The 3,196-nt window shown below is 49.7% G+C and carries 1 protein-coding gene; it reads left to right on the forward strand.

Annotated features, from left to right (window positions below):
- Nucleotides 1-23 precede the first annotated feature (23 nt).
- Nucleotides 24-3,196, forward strand: a 3,173-nt coding sequence (locus AABK37_RS40925) for an amino acid adenylation domain-containing protein (protein WP_432557100.1), incomplete at its 3' end; no start/stop codon positions are given.

Raw genomic sequence — 3,196 nt, forward strand, 5'->3', positions numbered from 1 at the left:
TTGAGTCTGGTGATCATCTTTATATGGAGATCGAATACCGGACGTCGCTTTTTAAGAAGGAGACGGTGCAACGTCTTGGACAGCGTTACATGAACTTATTGCAGAGCTTGTGTGAAAATCCGGATGTATTGTTGGGTCGCGTCGATATGCTTGATGCGTCGGAGCGTCGGCTGGTCACGGAAGATTTTAACGCGAACTCGTATTCTTATCCGCGGGTGAGTCTGGGTTGGTTGTTCGACAAGCAGGTAAAGCGCGTTGGTGACAAAGTGGCCTTGCAGATGCACGAGGTGCAAATGACCTATGAAGAGTTGAACCGCAGGTCGAACCAGGTCGCTCATTTTCTGCGGGAGCGTGTTTCTGGCAATGCGTTTGTGGGGCTGCTCTCGGATCGTTCGATGGAGATGATGATTGGGATGCTTGGAATATTGAAGGCCGGATGTGCCTATGTTCCTTTGGACCCTTCCTATCCCGCCGATCGGATAAGTTTCATGCTGAAGGATAGTGGAAGCTCAATATTACTGACACACCTTCAACGGCCATCAGAGATGGATTTTGAGGGTCAACGGTTCGAAATTGGCTGCAAGCAAATAACGGGAAGCAGTGACGAGGATATTTCGTGGACTGTTCCGGGCGACTGGCTTGCATATCTGATCTATACTTCCGGGAGCACTGGGAAGCCTAAAGGTGTGATGATTGAACATCGTAACGTCGTCAACCTGATTGAATACCAGCGCGACCGTTTTGGGATCGATGACGATGACCGGATAGTACTTTTTTCATCGATCTGCTTCGATGCGTCGATTGAGCAGATATTCCTTCCGTTGCTGAGTGGCGCAACCCTGGTGCTGGTAGACCAGCCCACCATCCTGGACACCCATGCTTTTGAGTCGTACCTGGTGGATCAGAGGATCACACATCTTCATGCAGTGCCTGCTTTTTTGGCGATGCTCAATCTCAATCAGAACTACAGTCTTCGACGGGTGATAGTTGGTGGCGATGTGTGCCCGGAAGAGCTGATCAGAAAGTGGGCGCGTGGCTATCGATTCTACAACGAGTATGGGCCCACCGAAGTAACTGTGACCAGTGTCGAGTTCGAGGTATACCAGCCTTCTCAGGAAGAGGAAGTGCGTATGATTGGAAAGCCTGTGGGCAACACTTATGCCTATATTCTTCACGGCACGGAAGTGTGTGGGATCGGCATCACCGGGGAATTGTGCCTGGGCGGTGAAGGACTGAGCCGGGGTTATTTGAACCGCGAGGAATTGACGACAGAGAAGTTTGTTCCTAACCCGTTCCGACCGGGGGAACGGATGTATAGAACGGGCGACCTGGCCCGGTGGCGTGCGGACGGCAACATAGACTTTGAGGGCCGCAAGGACGAACAGGTTAAAGTAAGAGGATATCGTATTGAGCCGGGAGAGATCGAGAGTTTACTTCAGAGCTACAGTGGCATCAAACAGGCGGCTGTTGTGGCGCGCTCCCTGTCGGGAGATGACAAGGAGTTAGTAGGCTTCTACGTATCGGAAGAAGACATTCCGGTGAGCCTGATACGATCGCACCTGACGCAGTCGCTACCAGATTATATGGTTCCGTCGCAGCTGGTCAGAGTGGATCAGATGCCGTTAAACACGAGTGGCAAGATCGATCGGCGATCGCTGCGGGACAGGTCGGCGAAGCTGAGCCGATCAGTTATCCACCGGGAAGGTCCGCGAAACGAGATAGAGGAAACGGTGTTGTCTTTGTGGCGTGAAGTCCTGAAAGTGGACGACATAGGAATCGACGACAACTTTTTCGAACTGGGTGGCCACTCGCTAAAGGCGACTGTACTTGTTGCGAAAATTCACAAGGCTTTTGACGTCACTGTGCCGTTAAGGGCGCTATTCAAAACGTCGACGATACGTGGTATCAGCGATATCATCCGTAAGGCGGATCGTGAGGCGTATCGATCGATCCTTCCAGCGGCTCCGAGAGAAGATTATCCTCTTTCCCCTGCGCAGCAGCGCATATTTATCCTGAACGAACTCGAGGGAGATTCGATCGCATATAACATGCCTCACGTTGTGGTAATCGAAGGTGATCTTGATACTAATCGTCTATACCGCTCATTCGGGCTTTTGCTCGACAGGCACTGGGCACTACGAACCTCGTTTGCCCGGAAAGGAGACCATATTGTGCAGCGTATAATGTCAGATGCGCCGCTCGACATCGAAATAAGCAGTGGTACATTGGAGACACTGCGCGAACAAATCGACAATTTCATCAGGCCTTTCGATCTGGGGCAGGCGCCGTTATTCAGGGTTAACATTATTAGATTTGATTCACAAAAGTATCTTCTTATAGTAGATACCCATCATATCATCAATGACGGGGTTTCGAATGAAGTTCTGATATCGGAATTCACGCGCATTTACAACGGCGAGACGCTCATCGATTTGAAGTTGCAATATGTTGATTATGCAGTCTGGCAAAATGAGTCGTCGAACGGCAAGGAGATCCAAAGGCAGGAAAATTTCTGGCTGACCCGGTTAGGCGGTGAGCTTCCGGTTTTAAACCTTCACAGCGATTTCCCCCGCCCAAGGATAGTCGAGTACCGCGGAGAAAGTATTTCATTTGAAATAAATGGCCCTCTTGTCCGTCAGGTGAGATACATGTCTAATGAGAGTAATTGCACTTTATACATGACCTTGCTGGCCATATATAAAGTCTTGTTATTCAAGTATACCGGCCAGGAAGATATCATTGTGGGCAGCCCTATTGCAGGACGCAGCCATCCCGACCTCGAAGGTGTTGTCGGTATGTTTGTAAATACTTTGGCCGTTCGGAGTTATCCCGCCGCCTCGAAGTCATTTAGAACCTTTTTGGGGGAGATTAGGGAAACAGTATTGGACACTTTCGAAAACCAGGATTATCAGTTTGAGGATCTGGTGGACAAACTGAAGGTTCCCCGCGATACCAGCAGAAACCCAATATTCGATGTAATGTTCGACCTTAAGTCGGAAGGCCGGGGCGATGCCGCTGTCCTGAATGGACTCAAGGTATATCCTTATGGTTTCGACACACGGACATCAAAGTTCGATATGTCGGTGAATATGATTGAGTCTGGTGATCATCTTTATATGGAGATCGAATACCGGACGTCGCTTTTTAAGAAGGAGACGGTGCAACGTCTTGGACAGCGTTACATGAACTTATTGCA

The sequence above is a fragment of the Tolypothrix sp. VBCCA 56010 genome, assembly GCF_050875635.1.
GTDB lineage: Bacteria > Cyanobacteriota > Cyanobacteriia > Cyanobacteriales > Nostocaceae > Hassallia.